Annotated in this window: 2 protein-coding genes; one reads left to right on the top strand and one right to left on the bottom strand. The window is 75.4% G+C overall.

All coding sequences use genetic code 11. From position 1 onward, the window contains the following. A partial coding sequence (locus C1I99_RS31270) for an RDD family protein (protein ID WP_233512825.1) occupies nt 1-1016 on the bottom strand: 1016 nt, incomplete at its 3' end. Between the two features lie 16 nt (nt 1017-1032). On the opposite strand from C1I99_RS31270, the gene C1I99_RS31265 reads away from it, so the two are divergent. Then, on the top strand, nt 1033-2013 hold the full coding sequence (locus C1I99_RS31265) for a stage II sporulation protein M (protein WP_233512824.1): 981 nt from the start codon (nt 1033-1035) through the stop codon (nt 2011-2013). The last annotated feature ends 44 nt before the right edge of the window (nt 2014-2057 follow it).

The raw sequence follows: 2057 nt of genomic DNA, 5'->3' as shown, positions 1-2057 counted from the left end.
GCGGGGGTGGCCGGTGCCGCGGGAGGGCCCCCTGATACGGGCACGGAGACGGGCCCGCCCGGCGGTGCGGTGGGCGCGGCAGCGGGGGCCGCGGCCCGGAGCGTGCCCGGCGCTGGCTCCCCGGTGCCGGCTGGAGCGGCCGGCGCGGTCCAGCCGGGCATCAGCTCCGGCCAGAGCGTCGCCGCCACCGCCCGGCCACGCCCCAACCGGTGCCCGGCCCGCCGGTGCCGCTCGCCGAGGACCGCCGCCAGGTAGACCGACTCCGGCATGCCCGGCGGCGGGGGCGGGGTGGTCGCCGCCGCGACCTCCGCCCACAATCCGCGGCCCAGCCGCCCGCGCGCCGGCTCCGCGAGCTGGTGCACCCGCGCCAGGTACTGCCGCGCGGCCAGCGCCAGGCCGTCGTTCATCCGGCTCAGGTCCAGGGTGTACGCCCAGCCGACCAGCGCCGGCACCGCGGTCGGGACGGGCCGCCAGACCGCCGCCGTACGGGTGTGCACGACCAGCGTGCCCGCCACCAGGTCACCGAGCCGGCGACCACGCCGGTCGGTCAGCATCACCGTCACCCCGGCCATCCAGCTCAACAGCGGCAGCACCAGGCCGGGCCACTCGACCGCCACGCCGACCAGGGCCCGGGTCAGCGACTGCCGGACCCCCACCGGGGCGCCGTCGGAGCTGACCACCCGCAGCCCCACCGCCATCTTGCCCGGCGTGCGACCGTGGTTGAACCGCTCCCAGAGCACCGGGTAACCGACCAGCACCAGGACCATCGCGACCACCCCGACCGCGTTGGCCAGCGCCGCGTCTACCAGGAACATCGGCATGGCGGTGAGCACCATCCCGACCAGCAGGGACAGGGCCAGCGCGATCAGCAGCTGGACCAGGACGTCGAGCAGCAGCGCGAGCACCCGGGAGCCGATCCGGGCGGCCCGGACGTCCAGCTCCACCGCCTCGCCGCTGACCAGCCCGGCATCCCCCCAGGAGGCGGGCCGGGCCGGCGATCGTGGTTGCGCGCTCACCCCGACAGTGAACACTATGATCGCCGGACGGGGGGTGGCGGTGGATCTCGACGCGTACGTCGCGGAGCACGGCGGGGAGTGGCGGCGGCTGGAGGAGCTCTCCGGTCGTGGCCGGCTCGACGCGGACGAGATCGACGAGCTGGTCGCCCTCTACCAGCGCGCGGCCACCCAGCTTTCCGTGCTGCGCAGCCGGTCGCCCGACCCGGCGCTGGTCGGCCAGCTCTCCCAGGTGGTGCTGCGGGCCCGGGCCCGGCTCACCGGCCGTCCGCGCCCGTCCTGGGCGGCGGTCGGGCGCTTCCTGCTGGCCGGGTTCCCCGGCGCGGTCCACCGGGCCTGGCCGTGGTGGTGCGGGGTGGCGACCGGGTTCAGCCTGCTCACCTTCTTTCTGATCTGGTTCGTCGCCGGTAACCCGGACACCGCGTCCGCGTTCATCGGCGAGGAGGCCGCTGTGGATCTGGTGGAGTCCGGCTTCGCCGGCTACTACACCGAGTTCACCGCGCCGACCTTCGCCTTCCACCTGTGGACGCACAACGCCTGGCTCGCCGCCCAGTGCCTGGCCTCCGGGGTGCTGATCGTCCCGGTGGGCTGGCTGCTGTGGCAGAACGCGCTCAACATCGGCGTGGTCGGCGGGGTGATGGTCTCCTACGGCCGGGCGGACGTCTTCTTCGGCCTGATCACCCCGCACGGGCTGCTGGAGCTGACCGGGGTCTTCGTGGCGGCCGGGGTCGGTCTGCGTACCGGCTGGGCGTGGATCGCGCCGTCCGCAGGGCTGAGCCGGGGGCAGGCGGTGGCCCGGGCGGGCCGCGACGGCATCCTGGTCGCCGTCGGGCTGGTCGGGCTCTTCGCGGTCTCCGCCGTGATCGAGGCGTTCGTGACCCCGGCCCCCGTCCCGGTCCCGCTCCGCGTCGGCCTTGGCGCCGCCGTCTGGCTCGCGTTCCTGGCGTACGTCCTCCTCCTCGGCCGCCGCGCCCCCCGCTCCCCCGCCGATCCCCGTTGATACTCGTTGATCATGAGGTTGGCGGCGTTTCCGCTCTCCAGGAC

Origin of the sequence: Micromonospora deserti, from assembly GCF_003236335.1 — a bacterium.
Classification (GTDB): Bacteria; Actinomycetota; Actinomycetes; order Mycobacteriales; family Micromonosporaceae; genus Micromonospora; species Micromonospora deserti.
Note: the sequence above shows the minus strand (reverse complement) of the source record. Positions and strands in the feature narration are given on the sequence as shown.

What these genes read in the sequence shown, in the direction of transcription:
- C1I99_RS31265 (WP_233512824.1), top strand. Translation starts at nt 1,033, where the DNA reads ATGATCGCCGGACGGGGGGTGGCGGTGGATCTCGACGCGTACGTCGCG.